Raw genomic sequence first — 17,381 nt, 5'->3', positions numbered from 1 at the left:
CAAAACGGGGGCAGTCTCCCATATCTTGTTATCTTTGAAGGGAAGCCAATTAAAATGATTCCCCGTTTTGTAGTCACATACATGCTTTGTGTGTGGGTGTTTTCTATTCTGGCACCCCCTGCCCTGTATTGTGCGGCTGATGACCCTTCCCTTGCGGTATCCTTCAGCACAGGGGAGGAAGAACCCGGGGAGGGTGAAAAAAAGGATGGCTGCGAAGAATCCCCCGACTTGCCCGAGTCGTGGTTGTCCCAGCCCGGGGAACAGGAAAAACTGGCTGCGCAGGACGCACACCCCCGGCCAAAATTGCCGGAGCTGATTTGGGAAGTGGCCTCCCCCCCTCCGGAGGGAAAGCCCGGCTGCTGATCCCATTCCCCCCTGACCATTTAACCCGCGTGCCCCAGGGGCCGCCAAATCCTATCTCACATGTTCAAGCATCTGAAGCAGGACCTGCCTGCCAGTATTGTCGTCTTCTTTGTGGCCCTCCCACTCTGCCTGGGGATTGCGCTGGCCAGCGGGGCCCCGCTCTTTTCAGGCCTTATTGCCGGGATCGTTGGGGGCATCGTGGTGGGAGCCCTGAGCGGCTCGGCAGTTGGGGTAAGCGGCCCGGCCGCGGGCCTGGCCGCCATTGTGCTGACGGCCATCGGCACCCTTGGGGGCTACCAGAACTTCCTCCTGGCCGTGGTGTTGGGGGGGGCCATCCAATTGCTGTTCGGCGTTCTGAAAGCAGGCATTATCGGCTATTATTTCCCCTCCTCGGTCATCAAGGGGATGCTCACCGGTATAGGCATCATCATTATCCTGAAGCAAATCCCCCATTTCTTCGGGTATGACGCAGACCCGGAAGGTGACTTCGCCTTTTTCCAGGTCGATGGGGAAACCACCTTTTCGGAGATCCTCAGGGCGTTCCAGAACATCTCCCCGGGCGCCACCCTGATTGCCCTTGTGGGCCTTGGGATCCTTATCCTCTGGGACCGGGTCCTCTCCAAAAAACACCGGGTGTTCCAGCTTGTCCAGGGACCCCTGGTCGCCGTGGTCCTGGGGATCCTTTTCCATGCCCTCACCAAAGGAAATAAAACCCTGGGGATCGCTGCCGAGCACCTGGTGAACGTACCCATCCCCGAAGACGCGTCTTCCTTCCTGGCGCAGTTCAGCTTTCCGAATTTCGGGGTGATCGGGCAGCCTGAAATCTGGATCACTGCCTTTACCATCGCCCTGGTTGCCAGCCTGGAAACCCTCCTGTGCGTGGAAGCAACCGACAAGATCGACCCCATGAAACGGGTGACCCCCACCAACCGGGAACTCCTGGCCCAGGGGGCCGGGAACATGTTGTCGGGCCTGATCGGCGGCCTGCCCGTAACCCAGGTCATCGTCCGCAGTTCGGCAAATATCCAGTCAGGGGGGCGCACCAAGGCGTCGGCCATCATTCACGGCTTCCTCCTGCTGGTCTCCGTGATCCTCATCCCGCGGCTGCTGAATATGATCCCCCTTTCAGTCCTGGCTGCAGTGCTCTTCCTGGTGGGCTACAAACTGGCCAAGCCTTCGCTGTTCCGCCACATGTACTCCCTGGGCTGGAAACAATTTGTCCCTTTCGCGGCCACTGTTGGGGGGATCGTGTTCACCGACCTGTTGGTGGGTATTGGCCTGGGCCTGGGCGTGGGCATTGTGGTAATCCTGGTCAAAAGTTACCAGAACAGCCACTTCCTGCATATCCTGGATAAAAGCAACGGGGTCCACAGGGTGCGGATGACCCTGGCCGAGGAAGTCACGTTCTTTAACAAAGGGGCCATTTTGAATGAACTGGACCGGCTTCCCAAAAACACCTTCCTCGAGCTGGACGTGCGCAGTACCCGTTACCTGGATTACGATATTATCGAAATCCTGGATGATTTTTCCTTTAAGGCCCGGGACCGGAACATAGACGTCCTGCTCATTTCAGACAAGGGCTCGGTTAAAAACCCCATGAGCTACCTGGAATTTTTCAACCTCCAGCAAAAAAATACCACCTAACCCCGACATCCCATGAAAGCACATACCCGAGAAACACAGGCCACCATGACCCCTGAAAAAGCCCTGCAGTTTTTGAAAGAGGGGAACAAACGGTTCCAGAACAACCTGAAAGCTCACCGGAACCTGCTGGAGCAGGTGAACGAAACCGCTGACGGCCAGTTCCCATTTGCCACCATCCTGAGTTGCATCGATTCAAGGGTTTCGGCCGAACTGGTCTTCGACCAGGGACTGGGAGACATCTTCAGCATCCGGATCGCCGGGAATTTCGTCAACCAGGATATCCTGGGGAGCATGGAGTTCGCCTGCAAGCTTGCGGGAAGCAAGTTGCTGGTGGTCCTTGGGCATACCAGCTGCGGGGCGATCAAAGGCGCCTGCGACCATGCCCGGCTCGGGCACCTGACTTCCCTGATCCATAAAATCGAACCGGCGGTGGCTGCGGTGAAAAAGCCCAAAGAGGAAAAACTCCGGACCTCCCAAAACCTGAAATTCGTCGATGCCGTGGCCGAAATGAACGTAAAAATGGCCATTGACGACATCCGGTCCCAAAGCAAGATCCTGTACGACATGGAAGAGGTGGGCGAAATTGCCATTGTCGGGGCCATGTACGACCTGAGCAACGGGAAGGTGACCTTCCTCTGACCGACTTTTGGCCCGCCCATAGCCCGGAGAGGCAAAATAAAAGGCCGCTGAACCGGATTGTTTCTAAATTGCCTTAATTTTGATAAGGACGGTTACGGCATGAAACACTTTTTTGCGCATTTCAGGGGCGATCTCCTTGGCGGTATTACCGCCGGGATTGTAGCCCTCCCCCTGGCCCTTGCCTTTGGGGCAAGCTCCGGCCTGGGCCCGAGTGCAGGGCTGTACGGGGCCATTTTTCTCAGTTTTTTTGCGGCGCTTTTCGGGGGTACCCCCACCCAGATTTCAGGGCCCACCGCCCCGATGACGGCCGTGAGCATGGTGCTTATTGCAGAACTCATCGCCCTGAACAACGGGGTGGTAAGCCAGGCCCTGCCGGGCATCCTGATGGTCTTCCTGCTGGCCGGACTGATGCAGGTTGGCCTGGGGTTCCTGAAAATGGGCAAATACATCCGCTACATTCCCTATCCCGTCGTTTCGGGGTTCATGACTGCCATCGGGCTGATCATCATCATCACCCAGCTGCTGCCCGCCCTGGGCTATTACCCCGAAGAAGATGCAGAATTTGTCAGCCGGTTCAGGCCTTATGCCCAGGAAGTCCTGCTGGAGAAAATCCTTACGGAGGAAACCGGGGATGACCTCCTCAGGGTGGATCACCTCGGGGAAACGATCCGACGCGCTGAAACCATTACGGAGGAAGACATTATGAAAGAATCCAAAACCGTTGCCGGCGCTGCCGCCTCGGGGGTGATCGGGGCCATCCGGTCGCTTCCCAGGGCCCTGTCCCATATCCGCTGGCTGGAATTCCTGCTCTGTGCCATTACCATTGCGGTTATTTACGGGTTCAAAAAAATCACCACGACAGTCCCCAGCACCCTGGTGGCCCTGATTCTGGTTTCAGGAGTTGCCTATGCCGCGGGGCTCGAATACCGGCCCATTGCGTCAATCCCCGAGGGCTTCCCTATTCCCGAGTTCAGCATGTTCACGGGGTTCAGCGCTTCTGCGGTGACCCCCTACCTTTTTACCGCCTTTACCCTGGCCCTGCTGGGGGCCATAGATTCCCTCCTGACTTCGGTGGTCGCCGACAACATGACCCGCACCACCCATAACCCAAACAGGGAACTTATAGGCCAGGGCATAGGCAATAGTGTAGCTGCCCTTTTCGGGGGCCTCCCCGGGGCCGGGGCGACCATCCGCACCGTGGTGAACATCAAAGCCGGGGGGGTAACCCGGCTTTCCGGGATGACTGCAGGCGTCCTCCTGCTGCTCATCTTGCTGGTCCTTGGGCCGGTGGCTTCCCAAATTCCGGCTGCCGTCCTTGCAGGGATCCTGATCACGGTAGGGATAAGCGTAATGGATTACAAGGGGTTGAAAGCCATTGCCACCCTCCCGCGCGACATCCGTTTGGGTCCCTTCAAAATAAGTTCCGAAGTACTGATCATGATTGTGGTGATACTCCTTTCAACCTTCTGGAACCTGGTGTATGCGGTTGGTGTGGGCCTGGTCATTGCCTCCCTGATGTTTATGAAAAAAATCGGGGACCTCACGGCAATACAGTCCGATGTATTCCCCCTGAAGCGGGAACATTCCTGGCCCGATGAAAAAATCTTCCCCTCGAGGCTGGAAGAGGAAGTATTCATCAAGCACCTTAAAGGCCCTTTGTTTTTCGGCACCACCACGGAATTCCAGCAGTTGGCCAAACAAATCCCGAAAACCGCCACCACAGTGATTATCCGCCTGGGCCGGGTCCCTTACATGGACCAATCAGGGCTCTATGCCATGGAAGAGGTGCTCAGAGACCTGGAAAGCAAGAAGATTACCGTGTTGCTGGTAAACATCATGCAGCAACCCCGATATATGATGGAGCGTATCGACATTATCCCAGACCTGGTGCCGGAAACCCATATCTTCAGGGATTTCGCCCAGTGCGTGGCCTGGGTTCAGGAAAACGTCGCAGATGTAGTCCCTTGAAAATTGCCTTCCCCGGACCCCAACGCATTGCCAGGGGATGGGCGGGGAGCCGGGGAAAAGTTTTACCTTTGCCCGAGCACAGGGCTGTAAGCCCAGCATATGCCAAACCGGCCAGTACCATGATTGACCAACTGAGAGAACACATTGAAGCCGTCAGGGCTTTTTCGGCAGAGACCCCAGAGGCGATCGAAGCCTTCCGGATTAAATACCTCGGGAAAAAAGGCCTTTTGAATACCTTTTTCCAGGAGTTGAAAAACATCCCGAACGACCAGAAAAAAGATTTCGGCCAGGCAGTAAATGAACTGAAGGTAGCCGCCACGGAAAAAATAGCCACCCTCAGGGAAGGACTGCAGGCGGGGGAACCCTCCGAAAACCTTTTCGGGGACCTTACCCGACCGGGGGAACCCCTGCTTTTGGGGGCGCGGCACCCGGTTTCTATCGTCCGCAATCAGATCATCGATATTTTTTCCAGTATCGGTTTTACAGTTTCCGAAGGACCGGAAATCGAGGACGACTGGCATAATTTCACCGCCCTGAACCTGCCCGAGCACCACCCTGCCCGGGATATGCAAGATACCTTTTTCATCCAGACTGACCCGGATATATTGCTGCGGACCCACACCTCCTCCGTACAGGTCCGTTACATGGAAAACCATACCCCCCCGATCCGGACCATTTCCCCCGGAAGGGTCTACCGCAATGAGGCCATTTCTGCCCGTTCCCACTGTTTTTTCCACCAGGTTGAGGGGCTCTATATCGATAAGGGCGTTTCGTTTGCTGACCTGAAGCAAACCCTGCAGTATTTTACCACGGCCCTTTTCGGAAAATCGAAGATCAGGCTGCGCCCCTCCTATTTCCCGTTTACCGAACCCAGCGCTGAGGTGGATGTCTACTGGGGGCTGGAAAGCGAAACCGATTACCGGATGACCAAAGGCACGGGCTGGCTGGAGATCATGGGCTGCGGGATGGTGGACCCCAACGTGTTGGACAACTGTGGCATTGATTCCAGGGAATACTCGGGGTTTGCCTTTGGGATGGGGATTGACCGGATCGCCCTGCTGCTTTATCAGGTTTCGGACATCAGGCTGTTGAGCGAAAACGACCTCCGCTTCCTCAAACAATTCAAAAGCATCGTGTAAGCCTAACGCAACGAATACCCCTTGGCTGCCCACCAGGGGTGCACCTCAATGGCCAGCCGCCCGGCCTGCACCATGGGGTCGAGGTTTGCAAGGCTATCGGCCATCTCAAGGGTTGTGGTATTGTAGATGGTAATTCCGCGGATTTCCCCCTCATCGCCGAAAGGTCCGGAAATGTCCGCAAACCCTTCCCGGTACATCCGCGCCAGATGCGCCAGGTGCAACCCCTGCAGGCTGTCGGCCTCCCCGGGGCTCTGCGAGCGATTGGGCCCGCGTTTGAGGAAAACCATGAAGTACTGCTGCATCACCAGGGTATCGCCCGTTTCCGGGTCCACATAGTCGAATACCTGGTACCCCCTGGCGCGCAGGGAATCCATGGTTTGTGAAACGGGGGCGGGGGCTGGATCGGCGCTGCCGACAGGTTGCGGGTTGTCTGGCCTGCAGGAAGCCAACAGGGCCAAAAAGGAAAGCATGCGAACTATTTTTTCCATTTTGAATAGGGGTTCAGGCTGAGCTGGGAATTATAATACTCTGGTTTACCGGTCACTTCCTCCCCCAACCAGGAGGGACGGGGAAAGTCTTCCGCTTCCCCCGACAGTTCCACTTCCGCCAGGACCAGCCCCTGGTTCTCCTTCAGGAACTCATCTACCTCGAAAGTGTGCTCGCCCACGGGGACCTGGTAGCGGGTTTTTTCTATGGTCGCGGGAAGGCAGATCGAGAGCAGCTCCCTGGCCTCCTCCAGGGGGATATCGTACTCCCACTCTGCCCGGGACGTCCCATGCCCGAAGGTCTTTCCCTTGATGGTGATAAAGCCCTGTTCCCCGATGCAACGGATGCGCACCGTCCGGTCCGGGTCAGTGCTCAGAAACCCCTGGACCAGGTGGATCCGGGAGGTTGCCGCCTCGCGGTACCCGGTATCCTTCACCAGGAATTTGCGTTCGATTTCTATCATGAATCACATTCTTTTTCTGCCCGGCGCAACTGTTCCCGCCCGGCCAGGGCCCGGATGTGCTCCGAAGTTATGCGCGGCCCGCCCCCGGGATGGTTGGCCAGCCACAACATGGCATCGGCGATATCCGATGCGGAAATTATGCGCGCCCTGGACAGGGGGCCTACCATCAGGGGGGCCAAAATACCCATCAGCGCCCTGGCCACCCTTTCCGCGGGACGGTTTTCTTTCCGGGCTCCCCCGATAAGGGACGGTTGCAGGAAAACCGCCCGCGGCAGGCCCTGCTTCAAGACCGCCTCCTCCATTTCGCCCTTGACCCGGTTGTAAAAAAACCGGCTCGCCGTATCCGCCCCAAGGGCCGATACCACAAACAGTGACGGGATACCCCTGGCCACACACAGTTTTGCCGCAGCAACCGGGATCCCCTTATCCACGGCAGCATAAAGGGTCCTATCGGGGGTTTTGGCCCGGGTTGTCCCCACACAGCAATACACTTCGTCTGCCGTGAACTGTGTCTCCTGCCCCGCCAGTTCCAGGAGGTCGGCCACGACCACCTTCAGCTTTGGATGGGCCAGCCCCATGGGACGTCGGGCAAAAACCAAGACCTCCCCGTAACGCCCGTCCTCCAGGAGCCGCCGTGTGAGGATGCCGCCGACAAGGCCTGTAGCCCCGAGGACGATGGCCTTTTTCTTTCCGCCTTCCATCCTCTAAATATACCGTAAATTTGAATATGGAATCGGCCGGGACCCTGCGCAAGATCATCCATGTGGACATGGATGCCTTCTTTGCTTCCGTGGAGCAACGGGACAACCCGTCGCTTCGGGGAAAGCCTGTAGCCGTGGGAGGTGGCGACAAGAGAGGGGTGGTGGCCGCCGCCAGTTATGAGGCCCGGAAATACGGGGTCCGATCGGCTATGAGCGGTGCCCTGGCAGGTAGGAGTTGTCCGGGGCTCATCTTTGTAAAGCCCCGGTTTGAACGCTACCGTGAAGTTTCCCTCCAAATCCGGGAAATCTTCCTGGAATATACCGACCTGGTGGAGCCGCTCTCCCTGGACGAAGCCTACCTGGATGTAACCGAAAACAAGAAAGGCCTGCCCTCTGCCACCCTGATCGCCCGGGAAATCCGACAGAGAATCTTTGAAAAAACAGGCCTTACCGCTTCCGCCGGGATTTCCATCAATAAGTTCCTTGCGAAAATGGCCAGCGAGATCCACAAGCCAAACGGGCAGAAAACCATTCCCCCGGAAGCCGTGGAACCGTTCCTGATGTCTTTGGAAATCCGAAAGTTTCACGGGGTCGGCCGCGTAACGGCCGAAAAAATGCACGCCCTGGGAATCTTCACCGGGGCCGACCTGAAACGGCGCTCGCTGGAGGAACTCACGTCGCATTTTGGGAAGGTGGGGAACCACTATTTCCAGGTGGTTCGCGGTATCCACCCCAGCCCGGTGCAACCCAGCCGGGTGCCGAAATCCGTAGGGGCCGAGCGTACCTTTTCTGAAAACCTCAGCAGCGAAGTCTTCCTGCTCGAGCGGCTTCAGGCAATCGCAACCGAGTTGGAAGGGCGGCTGAAGGCGCGAAAAAGGTCGGGGAAAACAGTCACCCTGAAAATCAAATACAGCGATTTCAGGTTACAGACCCGCAGCAAGACCCATCCCTATTACCTCGCTTCTGCAGACCTGATCCTCGAAGCGGCCAGGGAGCTGCTTTACCAGGAGCCCCTGCAGGATTCGGTACGCCTGATCGGCATTGCCCTCTCAAACCTCAATACGGAAAAAGAAAAAACCGGGCCCGGGGAGGGCTCGGTTTCCGTGCAGTTGAGTTTTGGCTTTTAAGGCCTTTAAAAAGAACAGCTTTCAATTTCCGTAACCCGGAGGGTATTGACCATCCCCTTATCCCGGATGGGCATGGCGGCCAGGCTGATCAGCATATCCCCTGCCTCGAGGAAGCCCTTTTCACAGGCGATGCGGTTCACATCTTCAATGGTTTCATCGGTCGAAACGAAGCGGTCGTAATAAAAGGCCTTTACCCCCCAGAGCAGGTTCAGCTGGGAGAGGATCTTCCTGTTGGAGGTAAACACGAGGATATGGGCTTTGGGCCGCCAGGCTGAAATCTGGAAGGCCGTGTACCCGCTGTTGGTGAGGGTGGAAATCGCCTTGGCCTTGATCTCGTTGGCCATAAGGGCCGCGTGGTAGCAAACAGACTTTGTAATGTAGCGCTTGGTCCTGACATGGGGGGGCTCCTGGGGTACCTTGATCAGCTCAGACCCTTCCACGCTGGTCAGGATGCTGGTCATTTTCTCGATGACCTGTACCGGGTAATTCCCCACCGAGGTCTCCCCGGAAAGCATTACGGCATCGGCCCCGTCCATGACCGAATTGGCCACGTCGTTAACCTCGGCCCGCGTTGGGGTTAGGCTGGTGATCATCGATTCCATCATCTGGGTGGCTATGATGACCGGGATGCGCGCCTTTTTGGCCCGCAGGACCAGCTTTTTCTGGATCAGCGGGACTTCCTGGGCCGGCACCTCCACGCCCAGGTCGCCCCGGGCCACCATCAGGCCGTCGCAATAGGCCACGATCTTGTCGATGTTCTGCACCGCCTCGGGCTTCTCGATCTTCGCGATGATCGGGATTTTATGGGGGGCGTGCTTTTCGATAATTTGCTGAAGGTCAATAAGGTCCTGGCTGAACCGCACAAAGGAGAGGGCGATCCAGTCCACGTCCTGCGAAATGGCGAAAATGGCGTCCTTCATATCCTTCTCCGTAAGGGCTGGCAGCGAGATATTGGTGTTCGGCAGGTTGACCCCTTTTTTGGATTTCAGGGGGCCGCCCTGGACAACCCTGGCCCTGACACTGTCTTTTCGGTTGGTCTTCAGGACCTCGAAGATGAGTTTTCCGTCATCCAGCAGGATCCGCTCCCCGGGATTCACATCCCTGGGGAAATTTTCATAGTTCATGTAGACCTCTTCCGCAGTCCCCTCAAAGGGCTTTCCGGTCCTGAAGGTGATCTCGTCCCCGGGGTCCACCACAACCTCCCCCGACATCACCCCCACCCGGAGTTTAGGCCCCTGCAGGTCTGCCAGGATAGCGGTGGAAACCCCGAGCTCCTCATTGAGTTCACGGATCATCCGGATGCGCGCCTCCACATCGGAATAATCGGCATGGGAGAAGTTGATGCGGAACACATCCACCCCGGCGTTTATCATATCGCGCAGGACCTCTTTCCTGCTGGTTGCAGGACCAAGGGTGGCCACGATTTTTGTCTTCTTCTTATTGGGCATAGGCTCTAGTAAATAAGGTTGTATCTGGATTTTAGTTTGGAAGTGTCAAGGCGGTAGGCAGTAATTACCCTGGGGAGCGCCAGCAAGAGGGAAAGGACTTTCAGTTCCTGCTCCTCCCCTTCGAGTTTCAGGAAGTAATCGACCTCCTTCTTTTCGGGAACCAGGTAAGGCCGCTTCAGGGTGGTTTCCCCGGCAAAGAGCCCTTCAGAAGGGTTTGCCATGGCATCCCTCCCCGGGTTCCGGAAGAGGGTCCACTCCCTGAACGAAGCTTCATCCTTCCAGGAAAATACGGTAAACACCCCCTGCTTCACGAGTTCCAGGTCACGGGGGGTCCGTTTCAGCCTGAGGCCACAAGCCTCGTTCAGGACATACGCCATGGCGTGGTCCTCTACATTGCTGTGGATGGCAAACAGGCTGTATGAGGCCTCATCGAGGAGACTCTCCCAAAATTCCTCCAAAGCTCCCATCGCTTTATCACGAAAGGTAAAGATACAGGTTCTGCGGAAAACCACCTACTGGGCAAAGGTGAAAGCAATGTGTATCAGGCCCGAAAACGTTGTAGTAGCGGGCGCTATTTTTTCCTTTTGCCCTGAAGGGCGAAAAAAGCCCGCTTGGAAGCCTTCTCCTCCGCCTTCTTTTTGGAGGTGGCCCTGGCTTTGGCCCTGATCTGCCCATCGATCCATAATTTCACGGCAAAATGCTTCAGGGCATCCCGGCCCGTATCCTCATACACCTCAAAGCGGAACTCCTTTTTCTGCTTCTGGCACCATTCAATCACAAGGCTCTTATAGCTGATGACCTGGCCTTCCAGTTGTTCGATGTCGACGTAGGGCTCAATGACCCTGTTCTGTATAAACCGTTCGCAGTAGTCGTACCCCCGGTCGAGGTAAATGGCCCCCACCAGCGCCTCGAAAACGTTGCCGTAGATGTTTTCCCCAAAATGCTCCTTCGGGATCCGGCTCTCCAGATAATTCAGCAAGCCAAGGTCCTTCCCCAGCTCGTTGAGGTGTTTCCGGCTGACGATTTTTGACCGCATTTTGGTCAGGTATCCCTCATCGCCCCCGGGCACTTCGTTATAGAGGTGTTTCGAAATGATGGTCCCCAGCATGGAATCGCCCAGGAATTCCATCCGCTCGTAATTCATGGGGTGCCCGTTTTTATCCTTCCTGTTCACTGAACGATGTAAGAAGGCCCTTTTATAGAGTTCGATCTTTTTCGGCTTAAACCCGAGAATCCTGGTCATCCCCAAAAAAAAATCCCCATCCTCTTTGGGATGGGAATTGAAAATGTTTCCGGGGAATGTCATAGGTATTTATCCTATTTTCTTAAAAACAATACAGGCATTATGCCCCCCAAAACCAAATGTATTGCTCATGGCGACGTTCACCTCCCGGGGCTGGGCCTTGTTCAGGGTCAGGTTCAAACTGGGGTCGATCTGGTCGTCTACCGTGGTGTGGTTGATGGTCGGGGGCACCAGGCTATGTTCCATGGCCAGGATGGAGGCAATTGCCTCGATGGCCCCGGCGGCCCCAAGCAGGTGGCCGGTCATGGACTTGGTCGAGTTGATGTTGATCTCCGGTGCATGGGCCCCGAAAACCCTGGAGATCGCCTTGAGTTCCGCAACATCCCCCAGGGGTGTGGACGTGCCGTGGGTGTTGATGGCGTCTACCTCCCCGGGGGCCATCCCGGCATCCTTCAGGCAGTTTTCCATTACCCTCACCACCCCGATGCCGTCAGGATGCGGGGCTGTCATATGGTAGGCATCGCTGGAGAGCCCTCCCCCGGCGACTTCGGCGTAAATTTTAGCGCCCCGGGCCTTGGCGTGTTCGTATTCCTCCAAAATCAGGGCCCCGGCCCCTTCGCCCAGCACAAAGCCGTCGCGGGTGGCGTCAAAAGGGCGGGAAGCGGTTTCCGGGCTTTCATTGCGCGTGGAAAGGGCGTGCATGGCGTTGAACCCGCCCATACCGGCTATAGTCACAGCAGCCTCGCTGCCTCCCGCGACAATCACGTCGCAGTACCCCAGACGGATGTAGTTCAGGGCGTCGATCAGGGCATTGGCCGAGGAGGCACAGGCGGAGACCGTGGTATAGTTCGGCCCCATGAAGCCGTGTTTGATAGAGATATTCCCGGGGGCGATGTCGGCGATCATCTTCGGGATGAAAAAGGGGTTGAAGCGCGGGGTACCGTCACCTTCGGCAAAATTGAGGACCTCGGTCTGGAACGTTTCCAACCCGCCGATCCCGGCCCCCCAGATGACCCCAACCCGGAATTTGTCGAGCGTATCGAGATCGAGGCCTGAATCAGCTATGGCCTCATCCGAAGAGACGAGGGCATACTGGGCAAAACGGTCGAGCTTCCTTACCTCCTTGCGGTCAAAAAACTGCAGGGGATCGAACCCCTTCAGTTCACAGGCAAATTTTGTCTTGAACTTTTCTGTATCGAAATAGGTGATCGGGGCACATCCGCTTTTCCCGTTCTTCAGCCCTTCCCAGTATTCCGCAACAGTGTTTCCTATGGGCGTAAGGGCTCCCAGACCGGTAACTACTACTCGTTTTAATTGCATGAACGAATCTGTTTAGTTGCTGCCTAACCCAAGCGTAAATTAAAAAAAATTATCCACGCAGCCCGATTGCCGCATGGATAATTTCAAATCTTAAAGGTATGATGTCATTAATTTTTGGCCTCCTCAATATAATTGATTGCCTGGCCAACAGTTGCAATATTTTCTGCTTGATCGTCAGGGATTTGGATATCGAATTCCTTCTCAAATTCCATTATCAGCTCCACGGTATCCAATGAATCTGCCCCCAGGTCGTTGGTGAAGCTGGCCTCAGCAACCACCTCATTTTCGTCAACACCCAGCTTATCTACGATGATAGCCTTTACTCTTGATGCAATGTCTGACATATTGTAAGGTTTTAAATTAAAATGATGGCAAAAATAAAAAACTTTGGTGTAAAACCACCTTTTGCCGACAAAATGTCCTCCAATATACACATTTTAGGTGCAACTATGTTAAATTTGCCCTTGATTTTCACCTTCCGGACCCCTACATGGACAACCCCAAAAACTTGGTATTATTCGCCTCAGGATCAGGATCTAATGTTGAAAACATCCATTTGTATTTCCAGCATGATCCGAAGGTCCGCATCGCAGGGGTGTTTTGCAACAACCCCGGGGCAGGGGTAGTGGAGCGGTGTGCCCGCCTGGGGTTGCCCCTGTTTTGTTTTAACAGGGCTGCCTGGCAGGAAGGGCAGGGCCTGATGGCCCTCCTGCACGCACTTTCCCCCGACCTGATCGTGCTTGCGGGTTTCCTGTGGAAAATCCCTGCGCCCATGGTTGAGGCCTATCCGCACAAAATCATAAACATCCACCCGGCCCTCCTGCCAAAATTCGGAGGTAAAGGGATGTACGGGATGCACGTGCACCGGGCTGTTTTGGAAGAAGGGGAGTCCCGCTCGGGCATTACAATCCACTACGTAAACGAGGCCTACGACAAAGGTGCCATCGTGTTGCAGAAGGAGGTGGACATTTCCCGGGAAGAGACCCCGGAAAGCCTTGCCCAAAAAATCCATACACTGGAGTACGAATACTTTCCAAAAACCATAGCATCCCTCCTATTCCCCTGATCCATGGCCCAAAAAAACCAGTTTTATGTGGTCTGGAACGGGAAAACCCCGGGGATCTATTCCAGTTGGGCGGCCTGCAAGGCGCAAATCGAAGGTTTCCCCGGGGCGCGCTACATGGGGTTTCCCACCCGGACAGCAGCCGAAAAAGCCTATAAGGCCCCCTATGAACAGGTACAACGCGAGCGCCCCCCGGGTAAGGGCAGGAATCCGGCAGTCCTTAAAAGGGTCGGGGTGCCCAATTACCATTCCATTGCAGTAGACGCGGCTTCGAGCGGCAATCCCGGGATAATGGAATACCAGGGGGTGGATACCCGCACCGGGCAAAGGCTCTTCAGGCAGGGGCCATTCCCCGAGGGGACAAACAACATCGGGGAGTTCCTTGCCATTGTGCACGGGCTGGCCTACCTGAAAAAGAAAGGCAGTGACCGCATCCTCTATTCGGATTCCAAAACGGCCATCAGTTGGGTCAGTCGAAAAAAATGCAATACCCGCCTCGAAGAATCCGAGAACAACCGGCAACTATTCGACATGGTCCGGAGGGCTGAGGAATGGCTCCGGACCCACACCTATACAACCCCTGTGGTAAAATGGGAAACCAGGGCCTGGGGGGAAATCCCTGCAGACTTTGGCAGGAAATAGCCTTTGGGGCCACCCCGGCCAAAAGGCTAGGTATCGCCATCCAAAAGCGTATATTTGCAGCACATTTAAACAAAAGGTTTGGGAAAGCTACTGGTAATCGGGACCGTGGCATTTGATGCCATTGAAACCCCCTTCGGAAAAACCGATAAAATCCTGGGCGGTGCAGCTACTTTTATTGGCCTTGCCGCCTCGTTTTACAACGTCAGGCCGGCCCTGGTTTCAGTGGTGGGGGGCGATTTCCCCTCCAAATACCTGAAACTGTTCCGGGACAGGAACATAGACATTTCCGGCCTGGAAGTGGTGGAGGGGGGCAAGACCTTCTTCTGGAGCGGCCGCTACGAGCACGACCTCAACAAAAGGGACACCCTGGCTACGGAACTCAACGTGCTTTCGGATTTCAGGCCCAGGGTCCCGGAAGCCTTCCGCAATGCCGATGTGGTCATGCTCGGCAACCTGCATCCGGAAATACAGATGCAGGTACTGGACCAGCTGGAGGCCAAACCGAAGCTCACTGTGCTCGACACCATGAATTACTGGATGGAACATACCTGGGATTCTCTGCTGGATGTAATTTCGAGGGTAGATGTTATTGCAATCAATGATGAAGAAGCCCGCCAACTCTCGGGAGAATATTCCCTGGTAAGGGCCGCCGCCAAAATAAGCCAGATGGGGCCCGCCTACGTCCTGATCAAAAAGGGTGAAAACGGGGCTTTGCTCTTCCATGAAGACCGGATCTTTTTCGCGCCTGCCCTTCCGCTGGAAGAGGTCTTTGACCCCACCGGGGCCGGGGATACTTTTGCAGGGGGGTTTACCGGTTACCTGGCAGAGTCGCAGAATATTTCATTCGAAAACCTTAAAAACGCCGTGATCCACGGGGCCAACCTGGCCTCCTTTGCCGTGGAACGGTTCGGTACTGAACGCCTGCTGAACCTTAATTCTGCTGAGATTGCCAGCAGGTTGGAACAGTTCAGGGAACTGACCCAGTTTGATTTTGAAGTACAATAACCCCAAATACGGGGTTTTTTTAATACCGACAGCATGAGTGATGCCATCAAACACGAATGTGGGATTTCCCTCATCCGCCTGCTAAAGCCCCTGGAATACTACCAGGAGAAATACGGCTCTGTCTTTTACGGGGTGAACAAAATGTACCTCATGATGGAGAAACAGCACAACCGTGGGCAGGATGGGGCCGGACTGGCGAGCATCAAACTCGACATGCAGCCGGGGCAGCGCTACATGAGCCGTATCCGGTCGATAGAGTCCCAGCCCATACAGGATATCTTCGACAAAATAAACCTGCGCATCAACACCTCCCTGAGGGATAACCCGGAATCGGCAAATGATGTCCCCTGGCTGAAGCGGAACATCCCTTACGTGGGGGAACTACTGCTGGGCCACGTCCGTTACGGGACCTTCGGCCAGAACAGCATCGAGAGCGTGCACCCGTTCCTGCGCCAGAACAATTGGATGCACCGCAACCTTATCGTCGCCGGGAATTTCAACATGACCAATGTAAAGGAATTGTTCGCAAACCTGGTGCAGCTGGGGCAGCACCCCAAGGAGATGGCCGATACCATTACCGTGATGGAGAAGATAGGCCACTTCCTCGATGACGCCGTGGCCAAGTTGTACAAAGACATCAAAAAGGAGGGCTACAACAAGATGGAGGCTTCCCCCCTGATCGCCAGCCGGATCAAAATCGGGAAAATCCTGAGGAAATCGTCCAAAAACTGGGATGGCGGATATGCCATGGCAGGGATGCTGGGGCATGGGGATGCCTTTGTGCTGAGGGACCCCTCTGGCATCCGCCCGGCCTATTACTACCAGGATGACGAAGTGGTGGTGGTCGCTTCGGAGCGCCCGGCCATACAAACCGTCTTTAACGTCCCCTACGAGGAGGTACGGGAACTCCCTCCCGGGAATGCCATTATTATTAAGAAGGACGGCAGGGTAACCATCGAGGAGATACAGGAGCCGCGCGAGCGCAAGGCCTGCTCCTTCGAGCGCATCTACTTCTCCCGGGGTAGCGACCGGGAAATCTACCAGGAACGCAAGGACCTGGGGAAACTCCTTTTTCCACAGATCCTGGAGGCCATAGACTATGACCTCGACAAAACGGTGTTTTCCTACATCCCCAACACGGCAGAGACCTCCTTCCTGGGGATGATCCGGGAGGCGCAATCGTTCCTGAACAAAAAGAAAGAGGAACAAATCCTGGCCCTGGGGCCGGGGATGGACCGGGAATCGCTCCACCGCATCCTCGACAGCCGGCCCCGAATTGAAAAAGTGGCCATAAAGGACGCCAAACTCCGGACCTTCATCACCCAGGACAGCAGCCGCGATGACCTGGTAGCCCACATCTATGACGTTACCTACGGCTCCGTTAAAAAAGGGGATTACCTGGCGATTATCGACGACAGCATCGTGCGCGGCACCACCCTACGCAAGAGCATCCTGCGTATCCTCGACCGCCTGAACCCCGATAAAATCGTGGTGATTTCCTCGGCCCCGCAAATCCGCTATCCCGATTGTTACGGCATCGACATGGCGAAGCTGGAAGATTTTATCGCCTTCCGGGCCGCCCTGGAACTCCACCGCGACCGCGGACAGGAAGACCTCATTGATGCGATCTACAAAAAATGCAAGGCCGAATCGGAGGTGCCCGATACCGAGGCCGTAAACCACGTGAAAGCATTCTACGAGCCCTTCACGCCAGAGGAGATCTCCCGTAAAATAGCCACCCTGCTCAGTCCCCCGGAAATAAGGGCAGAAGTGGAAATCATTTACCAAACCATCGAAAACCTCCACAAGGCCTGCCCAAATAACCTGGGCGACTGGTATTTCACGGGCGACTATCCCACCCCGGGAGGAAACCGGGTGGTAAACCGGGCATTCGTGAACTTCTATGAAGGCAAAAACCAACGGGCCTACTGACAATTGAGGTCCTTAAAGCCTTGTTTTGTGCGTTTTGTCGGTATTTTTGGCCGTTCGTCGGCATATGCGAATCCCGAAGGGTTACCGCCCTACCTTCGGAAGGCCATAGCATAAGTAGGTTAAGTTCATGGTAAGATTTGGGGAAAAAAGGTGGGGTCACTCCCACCTTTTTTTACAGGAACCAACCCCAGCCCCCCT

At 55.7% G+C, this 17,381-nt stretch carries 18 protein-coding genes; 10 read left to right on the top strand and 8 right to left on the bottom strand.

What is annotated here, in order from left to right; genetic code table 11:
• Positions 1-96: 96 nt before the first annotated feature.
• The 5 genes from NG653_RS06120 (at position 97) to pheS (ending at position 5,753) form a co-directional block, all read left to right on the top strand.
• Entirely contained in the window at positions 97-363 is a 267-nt protein-coding gene (locus NG653_RS06120) for a hypothetical protein (protein ID WP_252740801.1), read from the top strand.
• 60 nt (positions 364-423) lie between these two features.
• On the top strand, positions 424-2,007 hold the full coding sequence (locus NG653_RS06115) for a SulP family inorganic anion transporter (protein ID WP_252740800.1): 1,584 nt from the start codon (positions 424-426) through the stop codon (positions 2,005-2,007).
• Positions 2,008-2,019: 12 nt separating this feature from the next.
• A complete protein-coding gene (locus tag NG653_RS06110) occupies positions 2,020-2,646 on the top strand; it encodes a carbonic anhydrase family protein (protein ID WP_252740799.1) in 627 nt (208 codons plus the stop codon).
• 99 nt (positions 2,647-2,745) lie between these two features.
• Positions 2,746-4,614: a SulP family inorganic anion transporter gene (locus NG653_RS06105; protein WP_252740798.1), complete on the top strand. Its 1,869-nt coding sequence runs from the start codon at positions 2,746-2,748 to the stop codon at positions 4,612-4,614.
• 119 nt (positions 4,615-4,733) lie between these two features.
• Positions 4,734-5,753, top strand: coding sequence for a phenylalanine--tRNA ligase subunit alpha (gene pheS, locus NG653_RS06100; protein ID WP_252740797.1), 1,020 nt, complete (start codon positions 4,734-4,736; stop codon positions 5,751-5,753).
• Positions 5,754-5,755: 2 nt separating this feature from the next.
• On the opposite strand, the gene NG653_RS06095 is transcribed toward pheS, so the two are convergent.
• Genes NG653_RS06095 through NG653_RS06085 form a run of 3 tightly spaced genes read right to left on the bottom strand, consistent with a single transcriptional unit; the run spans position 5,756 to position 7,403 of the window.
• Entirely contained in the window at positions 5,756-6,241 is a 486-nt protein-coding gene (locus tag NG653_RS06095; protein ID WP_252740796.1) for a YciI family protein, read from the bottom strand.
• Complete coding sequence (locus NG653_RS06090; protein ID WP_252740795.1) at positions 6,229-6,702, bottom strand: CYTH domain-containing protein; 474 nt, start codon at positions 6,700-6,702, stop codon at positions 6,229-6,231. Before NG653_RS06090 ends, NG653_RS06095 begins: the two co-directional genes overlap by 13 nt.
• The gene (locus NG653_RS06085) at positions 6,699-7,403 is read right to left on the bottom strand and encodes an NAD(P)H-binding protein (protein ID WP_252740794.1); all 705 of its coding nucleotides are present in this window, start codon (positions 7,401-7,403) and stop codon (positions 6,699-6,701) included. Before NG653_RS06085 ends, NG653_RS06090 begins: the two co-directional genes overlap by 4 nt.
• Positions 7,404-7,429: 26 nt before the next feature.
• Here NG653_RS06085 and dinB point away from each other — a divergent pair, with 26 nt between their 5' ends.
• Positions 7,430-8,530, top strand: a complete 1,101-nt coding sequence (gene dinB / locus NG653_RS06080; protein ID WP_252741025.1) for a DNA polymerase IV — start codon at positions 7,430-7,432, stop codon at positions 8,528-8,530.
• Between the two features lie 5 nt (positions 8,531-8,535).
• On the opposite strand, the gene pyk is transcribed toward dinB, so the two are convergent.
• From pyk to NG653_RS06055, 5 genes are all read right to left on the bottom strand, one after another.
• Positions 8,536-9,978 carry a pyruvate kinase gene (pyk, locus tag NG653_RS06075; protein ID WP_252740793.1) on the bottom strand — a complete coding sequence of 481 codons (1,443 nt, stop codon included), beginning with the start codon at positions 9,976-9,978 and terminating at the stop codon, positions 8,536-8,538.
• Between the two features lie 5 nt (positions 9,979-9,983).
• Positions 9,984-10,445 (bottom strand): IPExxxVDY family protein, encoded by a 462-nt coding sequence (locus NG653_RS06070; protein ID WP_252740792.1) that lies wholly within the window; start codon positions 10,443-10,445, stop codon positions 9,984-9,986.
• Positions 10,446-10,549: 104 nt separating this feature from the next.
• Positions 10,550-11,284: a ribonuclease III gene (gene rnc, locus NG653_RS06065; RefSeq protein ID WP_252740791.1), complete on the bottom strand. Its 735-nt coding sequence runs from the start codon at positions 11,282-11,284 to the stop codon at positions 10,550-10,552.
• Between the two features lie 6 nt (positions 11,285-11,290).
• On the bottom strand, positions 11,291-12,541 hold the full coding sequence (gene fabF / locus NG653_RS06060; protein ID WP_252740790.1) for a beta-ketoacyl-ACP synthase II: 1,251 nt from the start codon (positions 12,539-12,541) through the stop codon (positions 11,291-11,293).
• Between the two features lie 107 nt (positions 12,542-12,648).
• A complete protein-coding gene (locus NG653_RS06055) occupies positions 12,649-12,885 on the bottom strand; it encodes an acyl carrier protein (protein ID WP_252740789.1) in 237 nt (78 codons plus the stop codon).
• A 146-nt stretch (positions 12,886-13,031) separates the two neighbouring features.
• On the opposite strand from NG653_RS06055, the gene purN reads away from it, so the two are divergent.
• The 4 genes from purN to NG653_RS06035 all read left to right on the top strand — a co-directional run bounded on the left by purN (position 13,032) and on the right by NG653_RS06035 (position 17,183).
• Positions 13,032-13,607 carry a phosphoribosylglycinamide formyltransferase gene (gene purN, locus NG653_RS06050; protein ID WP_252740788.1) on the top strand — a complete coding sequence of 192 codons (576 nt, stop codon included), beginning with the start codon at positions 13,032-13,034 and terminating at the stop codon, positions 13,605-13,607.
• Positions 13,608-13,610: 3 nt separating this feature from the next.
• Entirely contained in the window at positions 13,611-14,246 is a 636-nt protein-coding gene (locus NG653_RS06045; RefSeq protein ID WP_252740787.1) for a ribonuclease H1 domain-containing protein, read from the top strand.
• 78 nt (positions 14,247-14,324) lie between these two features.
• Entirely contained in the window at positions 14,325-15,251 is a 927-nt protein-coding gene (locus tag NG653_RS06040) for a PfkB family carbohydrate kinase (RefSeq protein ID WP_252740786.1), read from the top strand.
• A 33-nt stretch (positions 15,252-15,284) separates the two neighbouring features.
• Positions 15,285-17,183 carry an amidophosphoribosyltransferase gene (locus tag NG653_RS06035; protein ID WP_252740785.1) on the top strand — a complete coding sequence of 633 codons (1,899 nt, stop codon included), beginning with the start codon at positions 15,285-15,287 and terminating at the stop codon, positions 17,181-17,183.
• Positions 17,184-17,381: the final 198 nt, after the last annotated feature.

This window comes from Robiginitalea marina (assembly GCF_024006985.1).
Lineage (GTDB): Bacteria > Bacteroidota > Bacteroidia > Flavobacteriales > Flavobacteriaceae > Robiginitalea > Robiginitalea marina.
This window is presented reverse-complemented; position numbering and strand designations above follow the sequence as displayed.